This window comes from Paenibacillus sp. 1781tsa1 (assembly GCF_024159265.1).
GTDB lineage: Bacteria > Bacillota > Bacilli > Paenibacillales > Paenibacillaceae > Paenibacillus.
In genome coordinates, this window is sequence record NZ_JAMYWY010000001.1 from 6,127,009 (window position 1) to 6,150,284 (window position 23,276).

The 23,276-nt window shown below is 45.9% G+C and carries 17 protein-coding genes and 1 riboswitch; of the genes, 5 read left to right on the top strand and 12 right to left on the bottom strand.

Features of this window, described 5'->3' with window-relative positions; all coding sequences use genetic code 11:
- Nucleotides 1-14: 14 nt before the first annotated feature.
- Genes NKT06_RS27495 through NKT06_RS27510 form a run of 4 tightly spaced genes read right to left on the bottom strand, consistent with a single transcriptional unit; the run spans nt 15 to nt 6,902 of the window.
- The gene (locus NKT06_RS27495) at nt 15-3,956 is read right to left on the bottom strand and encodes a beta-ketoacyl synthase N-terminal-like domain-containing protein (RefSeq protein WP_253441085.1); all 3,942 of its coding nucleotides are present in this window, start codon (nt 3,954-3,956) and stop codon (nt 15-17) included.
- A 15-nt stretch (nt 3,957-3,971) separates the two neighbouring features.
- Nucleotides 3,972-5,237: a diaminobutyrate--2-oxoglutarate transaminase gene (gene ectB / locus NKT06_RS27500; protein ID WP_253441088.1), complete on the bottom strand. Its 1,266-nt coding sequence runs from the start codon at nt 5,235-5,237 to the stop codon at nt 3,972-3,974.
- Nucleotides 5,224-5,949 (bottom strand): thioesterase II family protein, encoded by a 726-nt coding sequence (locus NKT06_RS27505; protein ID WP_253441090.1) that lies wholly within the window; start codon nt 5,947-5,949, stop codon nt 5,224-5,226. The genes ectB and NKT06_RS27505 overlap by 14 nt, the downstream gene beginning before the upstream one ends.
- Nucleotides 5,946-6,902, bottom strand: a complete 957-nt coding sequence (locus tag NKT06_RS27510) for an ACP S-malonyltransferase (RefSeq protein WP_253441092.1) — start codon at nt 6,900-6,902, stop codon at nt 5,946-5,948. The genes NKT06_RS27505 and NKT06_RS27510 overlap by 4 nt, the downstream gene beginning before the upstream one ends.
- 394 nt (nt 6,903-7,296) lie before the next feature.
- On the opposite strand from NKT06_RS27510, the gene NKT06_RS27515 reads away from it, so the two are divergent.
- From NKT06_RS27515 to NKT06_RS27535, 5 genes are all read left to right on the top strand, one after another.
- Complete coding sequence (locus NKT06_RS27515; RefSeq protein WP_253441094.1) at nt 7,297-7,995, top strand: response regulator transcription factor; 699 nt, start codon at nt 7,297-7,299, stop codon at nt 7,993-7,995.
- Nucleotides 7,996-8,016: 21 nt separating this feature from the next.
- Complete coding sequence (locus NKT06_RS27520; protein WP_253441096.1) at nt 8,017-9,456, top strand: sensor histidine kinase; 1,440 nt, start codon at nt 8,017-8,019, stop codon at nt 9,454-9,456.
- A 146-nt stretch (nt 9,457-9,602) separates the two neighbouring features.
- On the top strand, nt 9,603-10,361 hold the full coding sequence (locus NKT06_RS27525; protein ID WP_253441098.1) for an ABC transporter ATP-binding protein: 759 nt from the start codon (nt 9,603-9,605) through the stop codon (nt 10,359-10,361).
- A 3-nt stretch (nt 10,362-10,364) separates the two neighbouring features.
- Nucleotides 10,365-12,767: an ABC transporter permease gene (locus NKT06_RS27530; RefSeq protein WP_253441100.1), complete on the top strand. Its 2,403-nt coding sequence runs from the start codon at nt 10,365-10,367 to the stop codon at nt 12,765-12,767.
- A gap of 22 nt (nt 12,768-12,789) precedes the next feature.
- Nucleotides 12,790-13,650 carry a DUF4097 family beta strand repeat-containing protein gene (locus NKT06_RS27535; protein WP_253441103.1) on the top strand — a complete coding sequence of 287 codons (861 nt, stop codon included), beginning with the start codon at nt 12,790-12,792 and terminating at the stop codon, nt 13,648-13,650.
- 91 nt (nt 13,651-13,741) lie between these two features.
- Here the strand turns inward: NKT06_RS27535 and mmuM are convergent, their stop codons facing one another.
- The 8 genes from mmuM to NKT06_RS27575 all read right to left on the bottom strand — a co-directional run bounded on the left by mmuM (nt 13,742) and on the right by NKT06_RS27575 (nt 23,213).
- Entirely contained in the window at nt 13,742-14,782 is a 1,041-nt protein-coding gene (gene mmuM / locus NKT06_RS27540; protein WP_253441105.1) for a homocysteine S-methyltransferase, read from the bottom strand.
- Nucleotides 14,760-16,172 (bottom strand): S-methylmethionine permease, encoded by a 1,413-nt coding sequence (gene mmuP, locus NKT06_RS27545; protein ID WP_253441107.1) that lies wholly within the window; start codon nt 16,170-16,172, stop codon nt 14,760-14,762. The genes mmuM and mmuP overlap by 23 nt, the downstream gene beginning before the upstream one ends.
- 91 nt (nt 16,173-16,263) lie before the next feature.
- A riboswitch (SAM riboswitch) is annotated at nt 16,264-16,366 on the bottom strand.
- A gap of 70 nt (nt 16,367-16,436) precedes the next feature.
- Nucleotides 16,437-17,639 carry a Ger(x)C family spore germination protein gene (locus NKT06_RS27550; RefSeq protein ID WP_253441109.1) on the bottom strand — a complete coding sequence of 401 codons (1,203 nt, stop codon included), beginning with the start codon at nt 17,637-17,639 and terminating at the stop codon, nt 16,437-16,439.
- The gene (locus NKT06_RS27555; RefSeq protein ID WP_253441111.1) at nt 17,636-18,736 is read right to left on the bottom strand and encodes a GerAB/ArcD/ProY family transporter; all 1,101 of its coding nucleotides are present in this window, start codon (nt 18,734-18,736) and stop codon (nt 17,636-17,638) included. The genes NKT06_RS27550 and NKT06_RS27555 overlap by 4 nt, the downstream gene beginning before the upstream one ends.
- A 40-nt stretch (nt 18,737-18,776) precedes the next feature.
- Nucleotides 18,777-20,489, bottom strand: coding sequence for a spore germination protein (locus tag NKT06_RS27560; protein ID WP_253441113.1), 1,713 nt, complete (start codon nt 20,487-20,489; stop codon nt 18,777-18,779).
- Nucleotides 20,490-20,638: 149 nt separating this feature from the next.
- Nucleotides 20,639-21,559, bottom strand: a complete 921-nt coding sequence (locus tag NKT06_RS27565) for a methyl-accepting chemotaxis protein (RefSeq protein WP_253441115.1) — start codon at nt 21,557-21,559, stop codon at nt 20,639-20,641.
- Nucleotides 21,560-21,926: 367 nt separating this feature from the next.
- A complete protein-coding gene (locus tag NKT06_RS27570; RefSeq protein ID WP_253441117.1) occupies nt 21,927-22,454 on the bottom strand; it encodes a VOC family protein in 528 nt (175 codons plus the stop codon).
- A 315-nt stretch (nt 22,455-22,769) separates the two neighbouring features.
- A complete protein-coding gene (locus tag NKT06_RS27575; protein WP_253441120.1) occupies nt 22,770-23,213 on the bottom strand; it encodes a VOC family protein in 444 nt (147 codons plus the stop codon).
- Between the last annotated feature and the right edge of the window lie 63 nt (nt 23,214-23,276).

Sequence of the window (23,276 nt, forward strand, 5' to 3'; positions counted from 1 at the left end):
CCTTCACCCCATACTCAGTTGGTATATTGATGTACACTCAAAAACTCCGGCCAGCAGCGATTCGACTGAAACCTATAGGTTGGAAGGCTGATTCTTTGCACATCTCCCTGCTTGAACCATTCCTCCCACTCCGGCGCTGCCCCTCTGACATAAAGTGAACATATTCTTTTTAACAGGACGAGTCGTTGTTCCTTGCTGGAAACCGGATTCCAGCATTCTTGAATACAGTCCCGCATAGCTTGGTCCAATGAATCCTTCTCATCTGCCGTCCATTCTCCCCAACGATTCTTATTGCGTAATCCGGACACCACTTTCGATATTCCGATGAAAATATGCTGCTCGGTATCGTTAGCCCAATGGAACTGGCCGAGCTTGTGGATCAGATCGCCGGTGCTCTGTACCAGGATCGCTAGCCGATATGCATAATGCCCTCTTCCGACAGAGTTCGTATAACAGATATCTGATATTGGGGTTGACGGGTTGAGGACCAGATATTCATGATACGACTGAACCGCTTGATACAACTCTGCTCGGCTTGTCGCAGATAGAACAAATGGATAGAACGGTTCCGTATGACCTGAACGTTCTTCCGCCACATATTCTTCCAGAATGGAATGAACATTGGTTCCGGAAAATCCAAAATTACTGACGCCGCATCGTCTCGGCAGTCGTTCTGTCTCCCACGGCTGATAGTGCAGATTCACCTTGAACGGAGATTGGGCAAACGGAATTTTGGGATTAAGTGCAGTCACATTGACCGTTGCAGGCATCATTTTGCTTTTTAGCATCAAGGCGCATTTGACCACACTGACTAATCCGGACGCGGCATAGAGATGTCCAATGTTTGACTTCACAGACCCGATGGCACAAAATTGCCCTTCATTCTGGGCTGTATCAAAAGCTTTAGTTAAAGCTCTGATCTCAATCGGGTCACCCAGACTTGTTCCGGTTCCATGCGCTTCAATGTATGAAATATCATCAGCCTGTACGCTTGCTTTCTGCAAAGCGTGTGTGACCAATTCGGCCTGTGCCTCCGGATTTGGAGCAGACAAGCCCACCGAATTCCCATCCTGATTGGAATGAATCGAGCGGATGATGCAATAGATCTGATCTTTATCCCGAATTGCCTGATCGTAAGGCTTGACCAGAATGGATACAACCCCTTCGCCCTCACCAGTACCATCGGCATCTTCTGCAAAAGGACGTGTATGTCCATCCGATGATTCAATTCCCACATCCTCATGATCGATCACAGGTAGTACTTTAAGCTGAACCCCACCAACGATGGCTTGCTCACAATCCCCGTTACTTATCCCCTGGCAAGCGAGATTCAAGGCGGACATGGAGGAAGAACAGGCACTGTCGACCAGTATGCTGGGCCCTTTAAAATCCATGAAATAGGACATTCTTCCACTAATGTTGGCCGCAAGTGCTCCGGTAGCCGTCTGTTTATCACTGGAATGACGCAACATGTCCTGGTACTGCCTACCATCCAGATCGGAGATATACCCGACATATACACCTGTTCTGGTGGATCGAAGACTGTCTCCTCCATAACCTGCATCTTCAAGAGAGGTATAGGCCGTCTGCATAAAAAGACGTTGCGAGGGTGACATGGCGATGGCTTCACGCTTCATGATTCGGAAAAACTCATGATCAAACTTGTCGATCTCATGCAAGTATCCTCCGTCTCGAACAGAGTAAGGAGCCGACTCGCCTTTCTCAACAAGATATTCATCGACATCCTTCTTTCTTGAGGACGACAACGGCCCGACACTTTCGACATCACCGCACAGATTAGCCCAAAATTGATGAATATTGCTTGCCCCCGGTAAATGAGCGGCTATACCGATAATCGCAAAATGCATAGTCTGATTGGGTATACTTTCTGTCTTCACTCCACCAGCAGACACAGGAAGCAGGTCCTTCTTCTTGTCTACAGTTGAAAGTCCGCATATATGGGCAGCCAGTTTGCTAACGCTTGAGTATGTAAACATATCTTCGATTTGAATTCGAGCCGGATACTGTTCCTCTACCTGTGCGGCAATCTGATTCAGCAACAAAGAATGAATTCCATGTTCAAAAAAGTTATCATGCAAGCCCAAATTCCATTCAGGTGCCACTTCATGGCATATTTTCAAAATATGCAGTTCTGTCTCGTCTCGCTGATAATGAATCAATTCTGGGTGTTTACCCGGCTGCAAAACTTCAGTCGGATCAGAAGATTGGCGCAGCTCCAGTTCAAGTTGGCGGAGATGTTCCAACACCTCGGTGTACTCCCGCTGTTCAAACTTCTGGATTAAAACATATCTCATCAATTTACCGCTTGAAGTTTTTGGAATCTGCTGGACGGGAATGATGTAATCGAGCGCCAGGCCAAGGCTCCGGGAGAATTGTTCCCTCAATGCCCGTACAGTAGGGATGAATTTCAACATATCCCCCTTATGAACGACGAATACAGCGAGTTTTTCCTGATTCAGGTCATCTCGTACCGCACAGGCAGCCACCTTATTCAAGGTAACTTGTTTCACTTCACTGGCTACGCGCTCCAGATCATTTGAAAAGTAATTCTGGCCGTTAATGATGACTACATCCTGCATTCGCCCCACGACAACCAGGCGTCCATGATGCATAAATCCGATATCACCCGTTCTGAACCAGCCATCCGTGGTAAAGCTTTTTGCACTCGCCAGTTCATTATTGTAGTATCCTTTTGTTACATTCCCGCCTCTGATCTGGATCAAACCCAGTGTATCCTCTTCCACAGTCTGATCCGTCTCATCCGTTAATCTGAATTCGCAATGTTTCACAGCATAGCCTTCATCCACATAACAAGCTGCCTGTTCCTGCTTTTCATCAGTCAGATAGGCAATTTTTTGCCCCACTACCAACTGATGTCGGTCCACAATAATCCGGTGAATATCCTGTTCATGTAATCCGGGAAAAGCAATAGCCAGAGAAGCCTCAGCCATGCCATAGACCGGAAACATGACGTTGGGCTTCATACCATACTTCGCCGTGGCTGTCAGGAATTCATCACATATTTGAACGGAGATTGGTTCCGCGCCATTGAAGATCAACCGCACCGAAGAAAAATCAAACACCTTATTTTTGTTCCTTTCCATGGCCATAAGTGAATACTTGAGACCAAAGTTGGGAGAGGTCAGAATCGTTGCCTTGTGTTCCGTAACTTTGTCCAGCCAAAGAGCAGGTCGCATAATAAATAGCCGGGTTTCCATGCTGCACTGCGTCATATTGGCCGCAGTTACAGCCAAGTGGCATCCGATTAATCCCATGTCATGGGTTAGCGGCATCCAGGATACAATGACATCCTCCGGGACAAGTGCAGCTCCCTCAATAATGGCATCGATGTTGGTTAGGAGGTTTCGATGCGTGAGAACCACGCCTTTTGGCAACCCAGTTGAACCGGAGGAAAATTGTATGAATACCGTATCATCCGGTTGGGAGACATGAATGCACCCATCGTTACCGCAGTACCCGAAGGCTTCATCAATATCCAGCTTCCTGCTGATGAGCCCTGACACTCCTTGACCGATGTCTTCACTAAATGAGATAAGCTTGTCGAGACCATTCTGCTTTCCTATAATTGCAGCCTTGTTCAGCACACCCAGGATGCTGCACACCTTGCGCATATTCTCCTCCTTGCCTTCGGCAGCAAGAGGAACAGGAATGATCCCTCCCAGAACGCAAGCCCAGAACATATGTATGAATTCCATATTATCTTCCAATTGGAACACGAGCGGATCGCCCGGCTTCATATGATGGCTCTGCAGATATCCAAGCAATGTTATTGAACGCCTATAGATGTCTTGATAAGAATGATAGATTTGTTCGGATCGGTTTCTGACAAAATAAATACCTCTGGACTGTTCGTCCTTCTTCTCCACAAACAGTTCCGTCAACGTAACCGCACTCAGCTTGAACAGACTTTCCATAGTTTTCACTCCCTGTTAGCAGACTACACTGACCAGATTCTCCAACATCACTTGTTCCAGAATCCGAAGACCCTCCTGCAAATTTTCCTGTTTAATCGTTAACGGCGGCTGAATTTTGATGACCGAATTATTTCTTCCAGCACTTTCGATAATCAACCCTGCTTGAAAACATCCCTTAATAATCCGCTCAACCTGATCGCTTCCTCCCACCTTCGACAGATCAATTCCCCAGATCATGCCAAGGCCGCGAATTTCAATCTGCTCATGAATGACAGCAATGTTCTTTCTCAGCGTCTGCTCAATCATCCCCTCATGCTTCCGAACAAGATCGTCCATATGTATGTCTTCCCTGAATTGAAGAGCAGCCTTAGCCGTTACAAATGCCAACTGATTGCCGCGGAATGTACCGTTATGCTCGCCCGCTCCCCAAATGTCCAATTCCGGTTTCAGAAGAAGCATCGACATGGGCAGACCGTAACCGCTAATAGATTTGGATAATGCCACAATGTCCGGGACGATGCCTGCTCTCTCAAAGGAGAAGAAATTGCCTGTTCGTCCGCATCCAACCTGAATGTCATCACATATCAGGAGAATATCATGTGCTCGGCAAAGCTGTTCCAGCCGTTTAAGCCAAAGTGGTGATGCTGGAACCACACCGCCCTCTGCCTGCACCGTTTCAAGAATTATCGCGGCGGGTTGATCAATGCCTGAATGATCATCGTTCAGAATACGTTCGATGTATTCAATCGTATCGAAATTGTCCATCCATCCGTCAGAATAAGGCATAAATGTCACATTTTGCAGCGGCAAGCCCGCCCCTTTGCGGCTTCCGGCATCACTTGTAGCCGCCAAGCTGCCTATAGACATACCGTGGTAAGCTCCCATAAAGGAAAACACATTCGTTCGTCCTTTAACCTTTCTTGCTAGTTTGAGAGCGGCTTCTACTGCATTGGTCCCCGTAGACCCGCAAAATTGCAGTTTGTAGTCCAAACCTCGGGGTTCCAGTATGCTGCTGACAAATTGGTCAATAAACATTCTTTTGGCTTCCGTATACATATCTAAACCATGTGTTAAGCCGTCCTTTTCGATATAGTCCAACAGAGCGGCTTTAATATAGTCATTATTGTGTCCGTAGTTGAGCGCACCCGCGCCTGCAAAGAAATCAATGTAAGCCTTACCGGATTCCGCATAAATTCTGTCATTTTTCGCTTTCGCGAAAACATCTTCAAACACTCTGCAATACGAACGAACATTGGACTCATGCTTTTCAAAAGTCAGCATAATGATTAGTTCCCCCAGCGATCAGATTAGTTATGGAGTACATCAGAATTTGATTGATTTCGTTCACAATCTCCGCCGTATGTTCGTTGACAAAGAAATGGGAACCCTGAAATGAATGATAGGAACAGGGTAAAAAGGCATAGTTTTGCCACTCCAGCATATCGCTGCCGGGTATATCTGATTCACTATTAAAAAGGCTGACCTGACTCCTAAACACCGGAGCCTCTCCTTCATGACGATATTCCTCTACAGCCCGAATATCATTGCGGAGAAGATCAAATACAAAATCCGAGAACTCCCGATCGTGGACTAACGCTACTGGGATGCCACCCATCTCATACATTTTGGCACGAAAACGGACTGAGTCCAGCAGATGGAGACCTTTCGATTGATACAAGTGCGGGGGTCTCATCCCGGACAAAATGACATGTTTGGGCAACCGCCGTTTTGTTTGTATTAATTTCACATATACCTCTAGCAGAACAAGTGCCCCCATGCTGTGCCCAAAGATGCAATAGTCATCGGAATCATCGATCTGCCTCACTACATCTTCGGCCATCTGATGAATGGTAGAGCATGGAAGGCTTCGATTCTGTGTGCTACGTCCAGGCAATTCAATTGCAATGAGTTCGATTGCCGGGTTAAGATATTTCTTCCATTTCAAATATGTAAAGGAAAATCCGCCCGCGTAAGGGATGGTATACAGTTTCATGCTCCAGCCTCCCGGCTTGTAGTCGGCATAAAGGCAACAAGTTGGGATCTCTCATCTGTAGATTCATAGCTGAAAGTGTGCAGATGTGGCTCGTTTTTTTGCAGAATCCTTGTCAGGATCCGACCACTTCCGAGTTCAATCAAGGTATTAATATTTTGCTTTTGGATGGATTGGATACTTTGATGCCACCGTACAGGCATACAAAGCTGTAAGAGTAAATTGTCGATGATGGAGTACTTGGTGTAGGGTTGTGCTGATACGTTGGAGATGACGGGAACCTGAGGTGATGCAATGGAGCATTGTCTTAACTGAGCATGTAATTCTCTGACAGCATCCTGCATAAGTGGTGTGTGGTATGGGGCATTGCCGATAAGACGCTTGCAGTAAGCACCTCGTCGGACAGCCTGCATTTCAACAGTGGCAATATCGTGTTGTTTGCCCGCAATGGCGACTTGATTGGGAGAGTTATAACAGCTGATCCATACAGAGCCTCCCTTCGCTCTAATATTCCTGCATAATTCTTCGCTGATCACATGGCTGATTCCGTTCACTACACTCATCACAGCATCCTGCTCCTGCATGACTTGCACTGCCAGTTTGGAGCGAAAAGCAACCAAAGGCAGCACTTCCTCAAATGCGATTGCACCTGAACAGGTAAGGGCAGCATATTCTCCTAAACTGTGCCCTGCCAAGACTGAAGGGTAGTATCCGTATTTCTCCTGCATGTGTCTATAACATGAGAGACTGGCTGTGACGATAAGAGGAGCGTTAATTGTTATATCCGTTAGTTGTTGTTTGGGGTCATAAAAACAAATATCGGCTACATCGTAACCGAGCACGTCGGAAGCTTCTTCGAATGTTCGCCTGACCGTGGAACTTTCGTCGTACAGAGCCTGTAACATGCCTTTTCGCTGGGAAGACTGCCCCGGGAAAATAAATGCACACTTGTTCATGCTTTCACCTCTCGTCACAAATGGATGAATTCTTTCCTAAACGATGGCTGACGGCAACTAACAATTCGTATAAATATCGAGTTAACACGAATCTTGGAAAATAAATGGGAAAATAGAATCACATAAATGTAAAACTAGTATTTTATTCATGTAAAATACCTCTACTTTTATGTAAACTTTTACTTTAAAATCATATAATTCAATATAGTACATACAATTACAATTCAAAACTTAGTAAAATAGTACCAATACAAATATATTTAGTCAATATTTCAATTCAATTTCTTATTCTTTGATTCCTCTATTATTATGGTGAAAAATGACATAAAATAAGGAAGAAACTAGAATCTCTAAAATTCTTGCATTCTGGCATCTTATACATGGAGCGATCACAATGAACTCTAAACGCAAAGTCCTCATCATCGAGGATGAACATGATATTTCTCGCATTTTGCGAGACTACCTGATCAAAAATGATTATGACGCTGCCGTCGCTGCCACCGGACAGGATGGCCTTCAGATCATGGAGCTTATTCATCCGGATTACATCATTCTCGATATTATGCTTCCGGATATGGACGGCATCGATGTATGCCGCGAGATTCGGCGTCGGAACAACATTCCCATCCTCATCCTGAGTGCAAGAGGAAGTGACACGGACAAAGTGCTTGGACTTGGCTTCGGTGCAGATGACTATATGACCAAGCCCTTCTCACTCAGTGAGTTGCTCGCCCGGATCCATGCGCATTTCAGAAGATATGACAGCCTTGGTTCGGAACGTGCTCCCTCTGATTCGCTGCGTCTGGGTGATCTCGAAATTGACAAAAAAGCATACAAAGTTACGTTAAAGGGCTTCGAGGTCTCTCTCTCTGCGAAGGAATTTGAACTTCTGCATTATCTGGCCAGCAACAAAAATCAGGTTTTCTCAAAATCCCAATTGCTAGATGCCATTTGGGGCTATGCTGCTTATGGAGACGAAAATACGGTAACGGTGTATATACGCAGACTGCGGGAAAAAATCGAGGAAGACCCCTCTCATCCCACGTTACTAAGAACCGTCTGGGGGGTCGGATACAAATTCAATCACGAATAAAGCTAGAATGGAGACTACTTCATGTCACTTCACACCTGGTCCACACGTTGGCTGAAGACATCCTTGACGCTTCTCATAATGGTCATGATCTGCAGCGTTGTTTTGTTTCTCGATCTGCTTGCCGGCCGAACTGCAGATGAATCCAACCCAACCATCAATCAGGTTCGGCTCAAGGTTAACCCGCTTCTGCTTGAACTGGAGCAAAACCGCCATAGGCTGCGTGATCCGGTGATTCGGGACAAACTGCGTTCTGCAGCCATTGATAAGAACATTCAATTTTCCTATGTCGGACTGGATGGGGTGATTTTGCTGTCCTCCGCTTCTTCGTCCGAAGGCACCCAAGTGAACCTTAGATCTGCCCTTCATTATAATCTGAAAGATGCATTGCAGCTCGCAGATGGAGATGATTCACTGGGCATTGCATTTCCCATAATGGATGGCCCGGGTGGCAGCCAGATCGGAAACGCCATTTTTACCGTACCCAAATCACTTGTTTTTGCTCAGCAGCCTGTCACTTTTCCGTTATTCATCCTGGGCAGCCTGATCATCATATCCCTCATGCTGATGCTTCTTCTGATCATCATGACTCGCAGGGTCAGAGAACGTATGCTTACTCCTGTTAACCAATTGAAACAGCATGCCGAATTGATACTCAAAGGACAATATGATGAACAGATTCAATATAACCGTAACGACGAGATGGGCGGCCTTTACGCTATGCTTGACTTGATGCGGACGGAGATCATGCATTTGAGTGAACAGCGCATACGGCAGGAGAAAGCCCAAAAAGAACTCATCACCAACATATCTCATGAACTCAAAACCCCAATCACAACGGTAAAAGCATACATAGAAGCCATATCGGAAGGGCTTTGCGCGGATGAGGAAACACTGATGGAATACATGGAAATTATGCGAACTCATACAGATAAAACGGCACGGCTCGTTGAAGATTTGCTGGTTCATGCGCTTCAGGAGCTTGGGCAGATTTCGGTTGAGCCCCGAGAGGTATACAGTCGTGCCGTATTTGAAAACATGCTCAGGCCCATTAGACATATCGTAAGAATCAATGGACTGACATACGAAGAGTCCGAAGTTATTCCAAATGTGCTCATACGAATGGATCCTGTACGTATCGAACAGGTTGTCTCCAATCTCGTATCCAACGCGCTTAAACACACCGCTCCCGGGGATTACATTCGCATTCGTGCAGAACTGGATTCGGGACAATTCAAGCTTACGATCGCCGATTCCGGTCAAGGCATACGTGCTCAGGATATGCCTTTTGTGTTTGAACGATATTTCCGGGGAAGCTCATCCTTGTCTTCCGGTATACATGAAGGAACGGGACTTGGCCTCTCCATCTGCAAAAGCATCATTGAAGCACATGGAGGGCAGATCAGTTTTTCCAGCAAGGTAGGTCAGGGCACCCTCTTTCAGTTCAGCCTGCCCATATGTTAAGTCGCACTCTCTCACGTCATTTTATGGGAACCTTCCTGTTTTCGGATATATCCGGAATGGTGTAATACTTTATTCATAATTTGATAATTCTTCCTCAACATCCTCCCTTTAATATGAATGGTATACTGCAACGAGGAGTGATCCACTTGACCAGAACATCTATCATTCGTGCTCAAAACTTATGCAAGACATACAATACCGGAAGTGAACAGTATCACGCTATTCGTAATGTCGATCTTGATATCTATGAAGGAGACTTCACAGTGATCATGGGTAATTCCGGTTCAGGCAAATCCACACTTTTATATTTGCTTAGCGGACTCGATCACGTGACAGCTGGAGAGGTTTATTTTCAGGATCAACGCATTGATGCCTACGGTGAGCGGGAGATGTCTGATTTCCGCACCCGCCGAATTGGCTACATCTATCAAAGCATCAACCTTGTTCCGGACCTTTCCATTCAGGATAATATTGCTCTTCCAGGATATATTGCTGGGAACAAAAAAAATGAAGTAAAAGCTCGAGCAGCCCATCTTATGAAGGCTATGGACATCGACAGTCAGAACAATCGCCTGCCCTCCCAAACTTCCGGGGGACAGCAGCAGCGGGCGGCTATTGCACGCGCACTCATCAATTCACCGGATATTATATTTGCCGACGAACCTACCGGAAGTTTGAACTATGATCATGGGAAAGCGGTGCTGGACATCCTCACAGATATTAACCGGAAAGGACAATCGGTGGTCATGGTGACACATGACATCAAGGCCGCTTGCCGGGCCGACCGCCTGATCTTTGTCCGAGATGGTAAAGTCGGAGGTATTCTCGAGTTCGATAAATATGACGAAACCCAGATTCAGAATCGGGAATCCATGGTCTTCGCCTTTGTGTCGGGGAAGGAGTAACCTATGGCCGCCATTCTAAAGCTGAGTTTCTCTTATCTGAGTAAAAATAAAATTCAAAACCTGTTCATCACCCTGCTCATTCTGCTGTCTACACTTCTGGTGTCCACATCTGTCATCATTCTGGCCAATACGGGTAACCAGTTCGAGGAGATGCATAGTCGGACCAACGGGTCCCATCAGATCTTGACGTTCGACAAAGGACTGAATGATCCCCAAACTGTGCATGACTGGTGGGCTGCCCAGAACGGTGTTCAAGTCTCACCTTTACTTACTTACCGCACCTTGTCGGGTATCACTTTTGGGGGCACTGACATCCCTAACCTTTATCTATACATGATGAATACCCCGCCTCCTCCGTGGAGTGTAGATGAACTTGTATTTGCAAGTGGTACACAACATTCGGCTCCTGAACAAGGAAGCGTATGGATCCCAACCTCCATGGCGAATGGCTATAACATCGCTGTCGGTGATACCATTCAATTCAAAACCGGATCAACCACACTTGACCTCGCAGTCTCAGCTATTGTTGTGGATGTTCCTTATGGAGCACCGTTCACTAATACGGCAAGAATTTGGATGAACAGTACGGATTACCAAAATGATTTAAGTACGCTTGCAGGAAAAGATATTCACATGATGGGCATCCATTTTGATGATTACAGTACGAACTCCAGCTACTGGGATCGTTATACAAGGGAGACGGGTGCCCCATTTCTGGAAACCAAAATGGAATTTGAAAGTATCTCATCCTTTTATTTGATCATCAATCAGATCGTCGGGTTCATTATGATATTCTTAGGGGCCGTCATGATGATTATTGCCCTCATTACGATTGGCTTCACCATATCCGATGCCATTCTGGCCAACTACAAAACGATAGGTATCCTTAAATCGCTGGGACTCACTTCCCGGGGCACCATTGGTACCTACGTCATTCAATATGCCCTGCTGTCTATCATCGCCGTTCTTCCCGGGCTGGTACTGAGCGTATTCGTCTCCAAATTCATCATCAACATCTCCGTATCGTCCCTGCGGACTGGCCAGGGTGATCTTCCAATTGAGGGCATTGGAGCTGCTATTGTTGTAGGGCTACTGTTACTCGTCTTGGTTATTGCATTCGTCGTGTTATACGCCAGAAAAGCTCGCACGATCGAGCCTGTTCAGGCCATTCGGTACGGTATGTCGGAGAGCGACAATGTACGCATGGCGCGACGAATGAATTCACCTCTCGCAAACCGGGCCTTGTTTGGACGATTGCCCGTATCTTTTGTCATCGGCATACGCAATCTGATCAAAAACAGCAAAAGCTCGGTTCTGATGTTATTGCTAACAACGATGGCTGCTTCCGTACTTGTCCTCGGGTATGTTGTACTGACCAGCATTACCGGAATCTATCAGACGGCGGCCAAATGGGGTTATGACAATGCTAACATTGCCGCAGTCGTTGTAAACAAAGCTACGTTTCCGAGAGCAGAGCTGCAGAACGTATTGGAAGAAGATCCTCGCATCAAAAATGTGGGCTGGCAAGGGAACATCACCGGAGTTATCCTTCCAGATGATTCAACCGACGTGGCCAGCCAATCTACCAGTCTTTATCTAAGAGTACTGGATGGAAGCTATCAAGATCTTGGTTTTGAGACGTTGAGAGGAAACAATCCGGAACGCGAAAATGAAATTTCAATCGGGGTTAGTGTTGCCAAGATGTTAAACAAGGATATGGGAGATCTCATTGATCTCTACATTGAAGGAGAGAAACGCACGTTCATGATCTCGGGCATCTATCAGGCCATCTCCGACATGTCGGTATCCGGAAGAATCACAGCTCAAGCGCTTCGAAGCGTGAATCCGAATTACGGAGATGTAGATGTCGCGTTTATCAATGTCAACGATCCTTCTCAGGCGGGAGCCATTGCTAACCAATTGAATGAACAGTTCAAAGACTCTGCTTCCATCGTCACGCAAAAAACGCTGCTGGATTCCGTTTATGCAGAAGCTGCAAGCATTCTTGTGTACCCCATGGCTCTAATTGGTCTGCTGTTCATTTTGGTTACATTTATCATTATCTTCAGCACCTGCCGGATCAGTATTCGCAAAGAGAGCAAGACGTATGGCATATATAAGTCGATAGGAATGACATCTGGAAAAATCCGTTTCTCCATTGCTACTGGAGTAGCTGCTTTAGCTCTGATTGGTTCAATGCTTGGAGTCATTGTAGGCGTATACCTTCTCCCCCTGTTACTTGAAAAAGTCCTATCGGGATACGGTATCGTACAGATTCCTCTTATTTTGAACTGGGGAGGCATTATACTCTTTGCTTGTCTGAGTATTATTGCCGCAGCTCTAGGATCGTGGGTATCGTCCAAGGTGATTCGCCAGGCATCGCCGCGTATTCTTGTCGTCGAATAACATGTAGAAAGAAGGAGTACTCATGCATAGCGTATACAAAAAGCTTCTGGTCGCCGCTCTAGGCTCCGTTGGCTTACTTGCGGCCTGTACGAATAATCCTCTCAACTCCTCATCAGAGAGCGGAAATGCCCAGGGCGCCGAGTCCCAATGGATGAAGCTGATTAGCAATAATGCTATAGATAAGGAACTTGATCAAGTCAGCGAGAAATCCGCATCCAGTCTCTTGGTTGTTGATCATCCTGTAGGTAATATCGAGGTGCGGAGCAGTGAAGATGGTGAACTTCAAGTCCGTACGTACATTCAGGCTTTGAATAATCGTACCGGTGAATCCACATTGGAGGAACTGGCTCAAAATGCCGAAGTCTCCTTAACGACCAAAGGGAAAACAACCACCGTAGAGATCCACCCCAAGGATAAGGCGGGAACCGATCTTTGGTCATGGGCCGACAAAAATATAGGAAATTCCCATTTCATCGTAAACTATGTGATTGAGGCTCCCGCCAATATCGTTGAATATGAGATCTCTACAGAAGTTGGCAATATTTCACTTGCAGGTTTAACAGGAAGCTATAAGCTTGCCAATAATACAGGCTCCATTGATCTTAAGAACATTCAAGCCCAAGGCAAATCCAGCATCAAATCCGATGCAGGTACCATCCGTCTTGATCTGAATCAGCTGCATGATGGAAGCCAGCTCAAAGCTTCAACTGAGTTGGGTACTATCACTGCCCTGCTGCCTTCCAATCTGGCTTACACACTAAAAGCGGAAACGGATCTGGGCAAGGTCTCGGGTGCTTCAAAGGGAAAGAGTGATATCAATGGCGGTGGACCTCTGCTTTCCCTGAGCACATCTGTAGGAACCATTAAGGTAGAGAATAAGTAAATATTAAAAGAAGTATCCAAAAAGCCCTTTCGTATCCTTTATAAGATACGAAAGGGCTTTTCCATGCAGTTCTGGCTCGGCTGGATATACTTTAACCCCGCCACTTCTTCGCAAGCTCTCCAATCTGATGTGGAGTCGTGCGGCAGCAGCCGCCAATAATTTTTGCCCCCGCAGCAACCCACTGTTCCGAAGCATCACTCATACTGCCACATGTACCCTGTCCACTCCACGTCTTCGTTGCTGCATCGTATACTTCTCCCGAGTTAGGATACACAATAACAGGTTTATCGCTGGTACGGCTGAGAATACTCACTGCTTCCGTCACCACTTCCATGGGAGCACAGTTCAGGCCAATTGCAGCAATCTGCGGCTCGGAACCAAACAATTGTGCACATGTTTCAATCGGCGTGCCCTCACTGATTGCCGTCCCATCTTTCAAGGAGAAAGATAGCCAGGCATACGCATGAGGAAACTCCTTTAGCAAATCAATCAGCACCTGTGCTTCCTGCAAGGATGGAATGGTCTCAAAAGCCAGAATATCAGCACCCGCTTCAAGCAATGCGGCCATCCGCGGACGATGGAATGCAGTCAAAGTCTCATCTGACACACCGTAGTGACCAATATACTCCGATCCATCAGCTAGATAAGCGCCGTAGGGTCCAACGGATGCAGCAACCATCGGTCGTGGCCGAGCTAAGACCACTGTCTCTAGGACATCAGACGTTTGTTGTGCCGTTCCGAGGACCAGATTGCCCTCCAGTTTGGCTTCCGTATTATTTACTCCGCCTTCCTGCACTTCTGCCCATACGTCATCTCTCGCCTGTACAGCCAGCTCCACCGTCTTGCGAATCAGGTCCAACGCTTCTTGCTCACCGATTCCTCTCTTGCGGAAGCCATCTACCGTGGCTTGATAACTGGATGTAATCGCACAGTCGGCTCCTGCCCTGAAATAATCCGCATGGACCTGAACAATAACATCCGGATTCTCAAGCAACACAAGAGCCGACCATAATGGATCATCCAGATCACATCCATGCTGTTCGAGTTCTGTTGCCAGCGCTCCATCCAGAATCATGACCGGATGTTCACGCAGGATCTGTTCTATGGGGTTAGTCTGTTGTGTTTGCGTCATCTACTTGTCCTCTTTTCTTATTCACACGTTCTGTTAGATAATAGGCTGCGTAACATACTACGATAAATGGAACCCCACAATACAGCGCAATTCGCTGTGTTGGGTCGAAGGCAATACCTATGCATGAAGCCAGGCATAATATAAATGAAACAATCGGTACCACTGGATACAGTGGTGTGCGGTAGACCAGATTTTTGACGGCATGTCCTTCCCGGATATACTGTCTGCGGAACAAGTACTGGGAAGCGCTGATGCTCATCCATACGGCAACAACAGCCAGACCTGAGATGGAGACCAGCGTAATATACACTGTACCAGGTGCAATGATGCTGGACAGCAAAGCCAAGGCACCACCCACCATACTGATCAGAAGTGCATTCAGCGGCACCCCGCGCTTGGTCAGTTTGGCAAACCAAGGGGAGATTGTCTTTTTATCTGCCAGAGACCAGAGCATTCGTGACGAAGCATACAGACCTGAATTCGCAGCAGAGAGAATCGCCGTCAGAATAACAAAGTTCATAATGTCTGCTGCATAGGGTACACCCACCCGCTCCATTACCGCTACAAACGGACTTTCCAGTACACTGGCATCCGACATGGGCAGCAAAGCCGACAAGATAATAATCGTTCCGATGAAAAAAATGACCAACCGCCACAGCGTGGTATGAATAGCTTTGGGAATTGTCTTTTCCGGATTCTCCGTTTCTCCAGCGGCAATACCGATTAACTCGGTGCCTGAGAATGCAAAGTTAACAGCAAGCATGGTCATCAATATCGCTGTAGCCCCATGAGGGAACCACCCGGATGCTGTAATATTGGAAAGGAATGGAGCCGGTTCAGAATCCGCCATGGGGATGAACCCAAACATGGCTGCACCACCAATAATAATGAAGACTACGATGGTAACTACTTTCACAGAAGAGAACCAGAACTCGGATTCTGCAAATAATTTTACCGTTAAAGCATTGAACAAAAAGATCATCAGTGCAAAAAGCGCGCTCCATATCCATACGTTTACCGATGGGAACCAGCGCTGCATCAACAGACCGGCGGCTGTGAATTCGGAGCCAAGCGCAACAGTCCAGGTTAACCAGTACAACCAAGCCACCGTGTAACCTGTTGCTGGTCCGATATATTTAGCTGCATAACTATGAAATGCTCCCGTCTCCGGCATATGAACAGACAGTTCACCAAGACAGAGCATGACCAAATATACTACGATGGCTCCAATCAGGTAGGAAAGAATGGTTCCCAGTGGCCCCGCCTGCTGGATTGTGTAGCCCGAGCTCAGGAATAATCCCGTTCCAATGACTCCACCCAGAGAGAGCATGACCACATGCCGTGCCTGCATTTTCCGCTGAAAATGCCCTTTGTCGTTGTTGTTCTCCATACCTGCTGCTCCCTACTTCTTCATCCAGAAAAAACAAAAAAGACCCACTCTTCCTAAAGAGTGCGCCGTTACTGACAAATAAAAACAAACGCTCCTATCTATCAGGCTGTTCACCCGCTGGAATTAGCACAGTATCCTTCAGATCTGTTGCTGAGGTTTCTAAGGGCCAGTCCCTCCACCTCTCTGGATAAGAAAATGATTTTTTACTAATATATCGATCTATCATGAATGTGTCAACATTTAAATCATAAATGGCACACCTCGCTATTCGGTAGAAGACCCCGGATTGGTAATGGTGGTCTTTACCTCGTACGTGATCGGCACGGTGCTAAAAATTTTATCCCAATCGTCTTTAACTTTTTTCCATGTTTTAGGTTCTTTGATACGCAAGCTATCCCGAAAATCCGCAACATCAACTTTGTAGGTATGCTGAAGTTTGTATAACACCTGTCGAATCTGTTGTTCGGCAAGCTCAGCAAAATCCTTTTCCAATTCTCTGAGATATTCACCTTTTTCCTCTTCCTCCGGAGAGCGCCAATCCTCCATCAGCCAGCCTTCGGATTCAGTCTTCACATGGAATGAAATATCATTGCCAACCACCTTGGGAATAATTTTCACCTTTTTCTTCTTGATTTCATATACCACGGTGAATCCTTGCTTGTTATGTGTCTTTAAGACACCTCCTTTTTTTTTGGAATTGAGCCATGACAAACCCTCAAGATCTGTTTGACTAAGTTCTCCGATGAATTTGGTTGTTTTCCCATCAAAAATGCTGCCTCCAGAGAACTTGTCCTCTCCATGGGAATTCAACACATTTTGAAGCAGAAAGCTGGAACCGGACTGCATCTGTGCATCTAACTTAGACAGTAATACAGGATCCAATATTTTGTTGGACAAGTACGAATTGTTCGTAATTCCTGTGAGATAAAAAGCCGGAATCCGAGACGGGTCCTGTGAAGTCAACACATCTAATGCAGAATGATGACTGATCAGCACCAGGCAGTTCGGTCGAATATCATTATCCCGTAGTACAAAATCAAGTAATTGGTCCAGACCATATTTTTTGGCAATATCCTTGGAGACAACGATTACCTTCAGATGATGTCCAATGAGGGGGCGATCGCGTCTTAACGCAAACTGACGGAAGATTTGCAACATGGAATCTCCACTGAGCTGTTCATTGGAGTAGGATGTTTTGCCGGAAGAAGGCGAACCGGATTGTTGGCTCGATTGACTATTGGTGAAGCCTGGAGCAATTTGCACCGTAGCGGTTACATAGTTCTTCTTAGGATATGTTCCTCCCTGTTCAGCGATGTCTTTTTCGAATGCTGTCTCTTTACCGACATCAATTCCAAGACCGACATAAAGACTTAGATCCTCTATTTCCCGACTGCTCCAGCATCCGGATATCAATAACAGAATGCACAAGGCAGAAGCTACACGTAAGAGAATACGGAATGGTATCATGCATGCTTGCCTCCTTTTTTGCGAATCAGACTTAACAACAGTAGGACCAGAGGTAAAATGGCGAATAGTATCACGGATACATTGCCGAGCATATCCCCGAGTGTAAAGGTATCATCCACCGTTTTAGGCATCATTGCTGTCACATAAATGAACGGAAGCAGACCATACATAATGCCCTTGATTTTTTTTGAACGGAACAAATCACGAATGCCCACCGACGCGCAATAATGTGTAATCGCTGTAGTCGAAAAGATTTGCATAATCCAGATGACCAACAATAAAGATTCGAACCGTTCAAATATCAAACCTTGTATCTCGAAGCTTCTTACCAAATCCAGCGTTGGCCAAGTCCGTGTTTTGATTCCATCGAGGGATAGACTACCTACAACCATGACAACAGTAATCAAATAGATTGCGGTCGTTATGAATATCCCCCAGCTCATTGCCATATTGCTCTTCTTCGGATTTTTCATATAAGCAGTCATGATTAGCATCACCTCATACCCCGTATATGACAATAGAGATGGCTTCAGTCCTTTGAAAACGGGCATAAGCCCCTCCCCGAGCACCGGTCTTAGATTCCCAATCTCGAATAGCTGATTACTCAGCAGAATTTCAATCACAAAGATAATGATTGTAATCGGCAGAATAATCTCGAACACACGTACAATGACACCAAGCCCGCCTGAGATCATATATATACCGATCCACATGAAGACCATAATAATCGCCCATGTGGGGGTGCGTTCAAGCAGATACATCCCTGTTACTTCAGCCATAACTCTAATTTCGAATGCGGCAATCACCATAAAGTACATAATCATGGCAAATCCTAATATGTAAGCAATCCAGCTCCCCGTAATTTCACGGGTGAACTGGAATACCGTTTTCCCTGGAAATCTGCGACACAAGGTTACCAGTACAATTCCGACACCTGCAATAATCAGTCCCGACAGAATAATGGATATCCAGACATCCGGTGTTCCGACAGCCTTACTGGTCGTTCGAGGTAACGTCAAGATCCCGGCACCAAGCATGTAATTGACAATAATGACAACGGCCTGTGTCGTGGTTATCTTTTGTGGGGAGCCATTCACTTCATTTCACCTCCAGACCTCTTGTCCATAAGAATTCAAATTATTCTTTTCGATCCTTGTCGATTGGTTTATTCATATCGGGACGCATTCTCATCATGTTTAACGGAGCACGTATAACGAAATCCTTCCAGTCATTCAAATGATAAGGAACCGCTGGTGCAACATAAGGTACGCCGAAACTGGAGAGTCGTGCCAAATGCGTGCATACAAGCAGGAAAAACATAACCACACCATAAAGACCAAGAATGGCTGCACTAAACATCGCGGCAAATCGCAGAATTCGCAGCGTTAACCCTGCACTATAGACAGGAATCGTAAAGGAAGAGATCGCGGTAACCGCAACGACAATAACCAGGAATTGGCTTATGATTCCTGCCTGTACCGCTGCTTGCCCAATAATCAGACCTCCAACGATACCCATCGCTGGCGCAATCGGTTTAGGCAGCCGTATCCCTGCCTCCCTCAGAATCTCAATAGAAATTTCCATGATCAGTACTTCAATGATCGAAGGAAACGGTACTCCTGTCCGCGTTTCAATAATCGTCAAAACCAGCTTGGTCGGGATAAGACCAGGGTGGAACGAAATAAACGAAATATAGAGTGCAGGAGCGAGCAATGCCAACATCGCAGCCATAAAACGCAGCACACGTAAAAAAGTTCCTGGAATCCAGCGTTCATAATAATCTTCGGGAGATTGGAGCAACATGCTAAAGGTCACGGGTACAACGAGCACAAATGGCGTCCCATCCAACAGAATAGCCACCCGACCTTCCAGCAAAGCACCGATTACCCGGTCAGGCCTTTCCGTATTTAGTACCTGCTGAAAAGGACTTAGGGTACTATCTTCAATGAGCTGCTCCACATAACCTGATTCCAGCATCGAATCCATATCCATCTCTTCGATTCGCTTGCAGACCTCCGTTACGAGATTCGGATCGGCAATATCCTGAATATAGGCTATCGCCAAATCTTTTTTGATCCGTGAACCCACTTCATACTTCTGAATGAACAGGCTCTGATCACTTCCGTAACGACGTAAAATGCCTGTATTATCGCTTAATTGCTCTGTGAAACCAATCCGAGGTCCACGGATTAATCCTTCGGACACAGGTTCATTCACGCCTCGTGATTTGATCTTGTGGCCTCCAATTAATAAAGCACCTGGTAAACCATCAACCAACAGTGCATTTTTTCCGAAAAGCACCCCAATTGAGAGCTCTTGGAGAGACTTGGTCTCCTCAACCAGGCTGACAGGAAGTAATTGATCCTTCAGGTATGCCGACAGTAGGTGTGCGTTGTCTGGATGAAGGAACCCCTCCTGCTTAAGTAGGGGAACACCTTCTAACATTAACGGTGTAATTAAGTGATCATCTACTAAGTCCTGATCTACCAGGCCTTCGGTGTAGATGACCGCAGCCCGTGTATTCGTTCCCCTAATCGTAAATTCCCGAATATGCACATCTGCATTTTTGCCAAAGCTTTCTTTTACGCTAATCAAATTTGTATTATACTTCTCCGTTAATTTAATATTGGCATAATGGCCTGTCTCGGTTCCTTGGCCCTGTCCTTTGGCTGCTGGCGAGATATCCTTCGAGGATATAGTAGGTTGCTTCGAACGAGAGAAGCTTCCACGCTTAATGGCGGCATTGATCCAGCGCGTAGTCATGGTAATCGCAATCGGAATAATGAAAACCAAGAATGCCTGAATCCATATGGGCCCTTCTGGCACGTAGGATAGAATTGTTGACCACATGTTCCCACCCCTACATTTCTCTGCATGTGAAGCTGCAGGTATTCCCAAGTATTGTGTCCCCGTTTGATCACAATAATTCCCGTTTTTTTGTGTGCTGAACGACAAAAAAAGCGGTTCCTTGTGTAAGGAACCGCCATCACTATATATTCTTATACGATTCTGGTTACATGCTCCGCCTTGGCATCCAGCAAGTGAGCCGATGCAGCAATTGCCATAAAGTCATTCAATGCGATCTCAATCTGCTTCTGGCTCCGCTCGACGTATTCCTCTACTTTTTGCGTGCCACCTGTAATATTACCAATTTCCTTGGTTATTCCAGTCACACTATCACGAATCTCATTGATCGAACTCTCCACCATTGCGGATAATTTCTTGACTTCCTTAGCCACGATATCGAATCCTCGTCCGTATTCCCCTGCATGTGCAGCCTCAATGGCGGCATTTAATGCAAGCAACTGTGTCTGTGATGAAATCTCGCGTATAGTTCGTACCACGCCCTGAATCGATCCCGCTTGTTCCTGAAGATGAGTCAGTGTTGCACGATTAGTAGCCGACACCTCTGAGATATAGGAGATACTGGACATTAATTCCTGGCTCCGTTCAATGCCTACATCTGCCTGCCCATTCAGCTCATGTGACATCGTTTTCAGCTCATTCACTACGACCGAAATGTTGTTCTGACGGTTGGTGATGTTGGTGGCGATTTTGGAGACACCCAGTATCTTCTGATTCATCTCATCGTACACCGGCATATACGTCGCCTCAAGCCATACGGAATTCCCCTTTGCATCCTTGCGTTCAACCTTATCTTGGAAGCTGACACCATTTAATATACTATTCCAAAAAGCATCATATTCCGGGGTATTTGCAAAATTGCCGAAGCATAGTTGCTGATGCTTCATTCCATACATTTCATCTACCGTATATCCCATGGTCTGGGCAAAAACTTCATTCACATAAGTTACCCGTCGATTCAGATCGAATCGAATAATAGCCAGACTTTTCTCCATCGCCTTGATGACCAGTGCATCGGTGACAACATCTTTCTTTTCCATAGCTAATATAGGCACTTGATAACCCCCACAGTTCATTCCATAATAGACAGCCTTTAACTAGCAAAACAACAATTGCAACAACATATGTACCCATCAGGTTCTAATGACTCTACTATTGATACCCGATTTGCAGCATTTTGGATCACCTGTTGTCATTTATTTTTTAAAAGAGAAACTGCTGCACTATATCCGCTGACAATGGCTTATCCCATCCGTAATATGTCTCTGTATCTACTTTTACGTATCGTAACATAAAGCAAAGCAGCATACACTTCTGTATTTCTAACATTTTTTCTGTTTTTTAGTAACCGCCTGGCCGTTATATACTAGGAAAACAGGACGATTCACCGCGCATCGCCCTGTTTCTTAATTATTCTCATCTTTATTCCTTTTTTCGTGGTGTCCAGCGCTTCGCTTCACTGTGATTCGGATACTTTATGCCCGCAGGGTAGGAGATCAGCTCGATCAGCATCCCCCACGGCGCCCTTCCATACACAAACTGATTACCTTCCCCGCCTTCAATATGATCGGACAGTGCTCCAGGCTCTGTCAGCAATACCCCGCCTGCTTCCTTGAAGCGTTGTGCAGCTTCTTGCATATCGTCCACATACAACGCCATATGCTGCAATCCGTAATCCGATGCCCTGACTGGCTCTGATTGCGCTGTATTCGCGTACTGAAATAACTCCATACTGGCGCTCTCTCCAAGCGATAACATCCGAATATGAATAACCTTTGCTCCTGAACGCAGTCCTAATTTACGCTCTGCCTCAGGCCCTTCCTGTGGCGGATCATCCGGCGTTATATGGTCATAGGCAAGTTGAGCTCCAAAAGCCTCTTGTAGAAATAGGGTCGCCTGCTCCATGTCCGGTACAGTTATTCCAATATGGTCGATACCTCTCGTAATCATGTTATCCCTTCTTTCCTTTATCCACTGACTTATTTGTACACTGCAAAATCCATACCTATATGATTTACACAAAAAGTGTCGCTGTAACCATTACCCATTACCCTATATGCACCATCAAGGTTGACATTTCCAGATGCGAAAAAATGACTAGCTCAAGCGGTGACGCCTAGCAAATAAATGAACGGTAGTGCCTGATCCTTGATATGAAGTAACGTTTGGACTTACAAAACCTTCTGGCTGCTCAAACGACCTTGTATAGAAACGAACAAAGAAGAGCGCATGATATCCATGGCTCTTCTTTTTTATGTTTTTAATTTAAAAATCATGCACCGTCACACATAGCTGAATCGCAATGCCAAACGGGTCCCGCACAATGCCATAACCTGGACTAAATTCATTTTGCTCGTAAGGTACCAGTACCTTCACGCCCTCATGCTGCATCAGGGAATGATAAAGTTGATCAATTGTATGTTTGTCCTTGGATTGAATACATAGTGACGTGCTATTCCCCAGCTGCCATGCTCTCTCTGTGTCCATTGCTTCTTCCGCAATCATGACTTTATTAACCCCAATCTCAAGTACCGAATGTGTAATATACTCATCTTGACCGGCAGGGTACTCGAAGCCTGGGTTCATCTCCTTCATCTCTTTATAACTTTTCTTGAATATGACTTTAGCGCCCAGAAACTCCTCATAAAAAGCAATGGCTGGCGCCGCATCCCCGTTCATCGACAAAAATGGTATCACTTCAAAATTCATGTTATTGCCTCCTCGTTCCTATTGGATTACACTTATCACTATAACGACGAAAGGTGCCAAACT

Bases quoted from the DNA above. Each gene is read 5' to 3' on its own strand.
- mmuM (WP_253441105.1), bottom strand. From the start codon at position 14,782: ATGACGCAAACACAACAGACTAACCCCATAGAACAGATCCTGCGTGAA.
- NKT06_RS27575 (WP_253441120.1), bottom strand. From the start codon at position 23,213: ATGAATTTTGAAGTGATACCATTTTTGTCGATGAACGGGGATGCGGCG.
- NKT06_RS27510 (WP_253441092.1), bottom strand. From the start codon at position 6,902: ATGAACAAGTGTGCATTTATTTTCCCGGGGCAGTCTTCCCAGCGAAAA.
- NKT06_RS27535 (WP_253441103.1), top strand. From the start codon at position 12,790: ATGCATAGCGTATACAAAAAGCTTCTGGTCGCCGCTCTAGGCTCCGTT.
- NKT06_RS27570 (WP_253441117.1), bottom strand. From the start codon at position 22,454: ATGATTACGAGAGGTATCGACCATATTGGAATAACTGTACCGGACATG.
- NKT06_RS27515 (WP_253441094.1), top strand. From the start codon at position 7,297: ATGAACTCTAAACGCAAAGTCCTCATCATCGAGGATGAACATGATATT.
- mmuP (WP_253441107.1), bottom strand. From the start codon at position 16,172: ATGGAGAACAACAACGACAAAGGGCATTTTCAGCGGAAAATGCAGGCA.
- ectB (WP_253441088.1), bottom strand. From the start codon at position 5,237: ATGCTGACTTTTGAAAAGCATGAGTCCAATGTTCGTTCGTATTGCAGA.
- NKT06_RS27495 (WP_253441085.1), bottom strand. From the start codon at position 3,956: ATGGAAAGTCTGTTCAAGCTGAGTGCGGTTACGTTGACGGAACTGTTT.
- NKT06_RS27505 (WP_253441090.1), bottom strand. From the start codon at position 5,949: ATGAAACTGTATACCATCCCTTACGCGGGCGGATTTTCCTTTACATAT.
- NKT06_RS27520 (WP_253441096.1), top strand. From the start codon at position 8,017: ATGTCACTTCACACCTGGTCCACACGTTGGCTGAAGACATCCTTGACG.
- NKT06_RS27560 (WP_253441113.1), bottom strand. From the start codon at position 20,489: ATGTGGTCAACAATTCTATCCTACGTGCCAGAAGGGCCCATATGGATT.
- NKT06_RS27530 (WP_253441100.1), top strand. From the start codon at position 10,365: ATGGCCGCCATTCTAAAGCTGAGTTTCTCTTATCTGAGTAAAAATAAA.
- NKT06_RS27550 (WP_253441109.1), bottom strand. From the start codon at position 17,639: ATGATACCATTCCGTATTCTCTTACGTGTAGCTTCTGCCTTGTGCATT.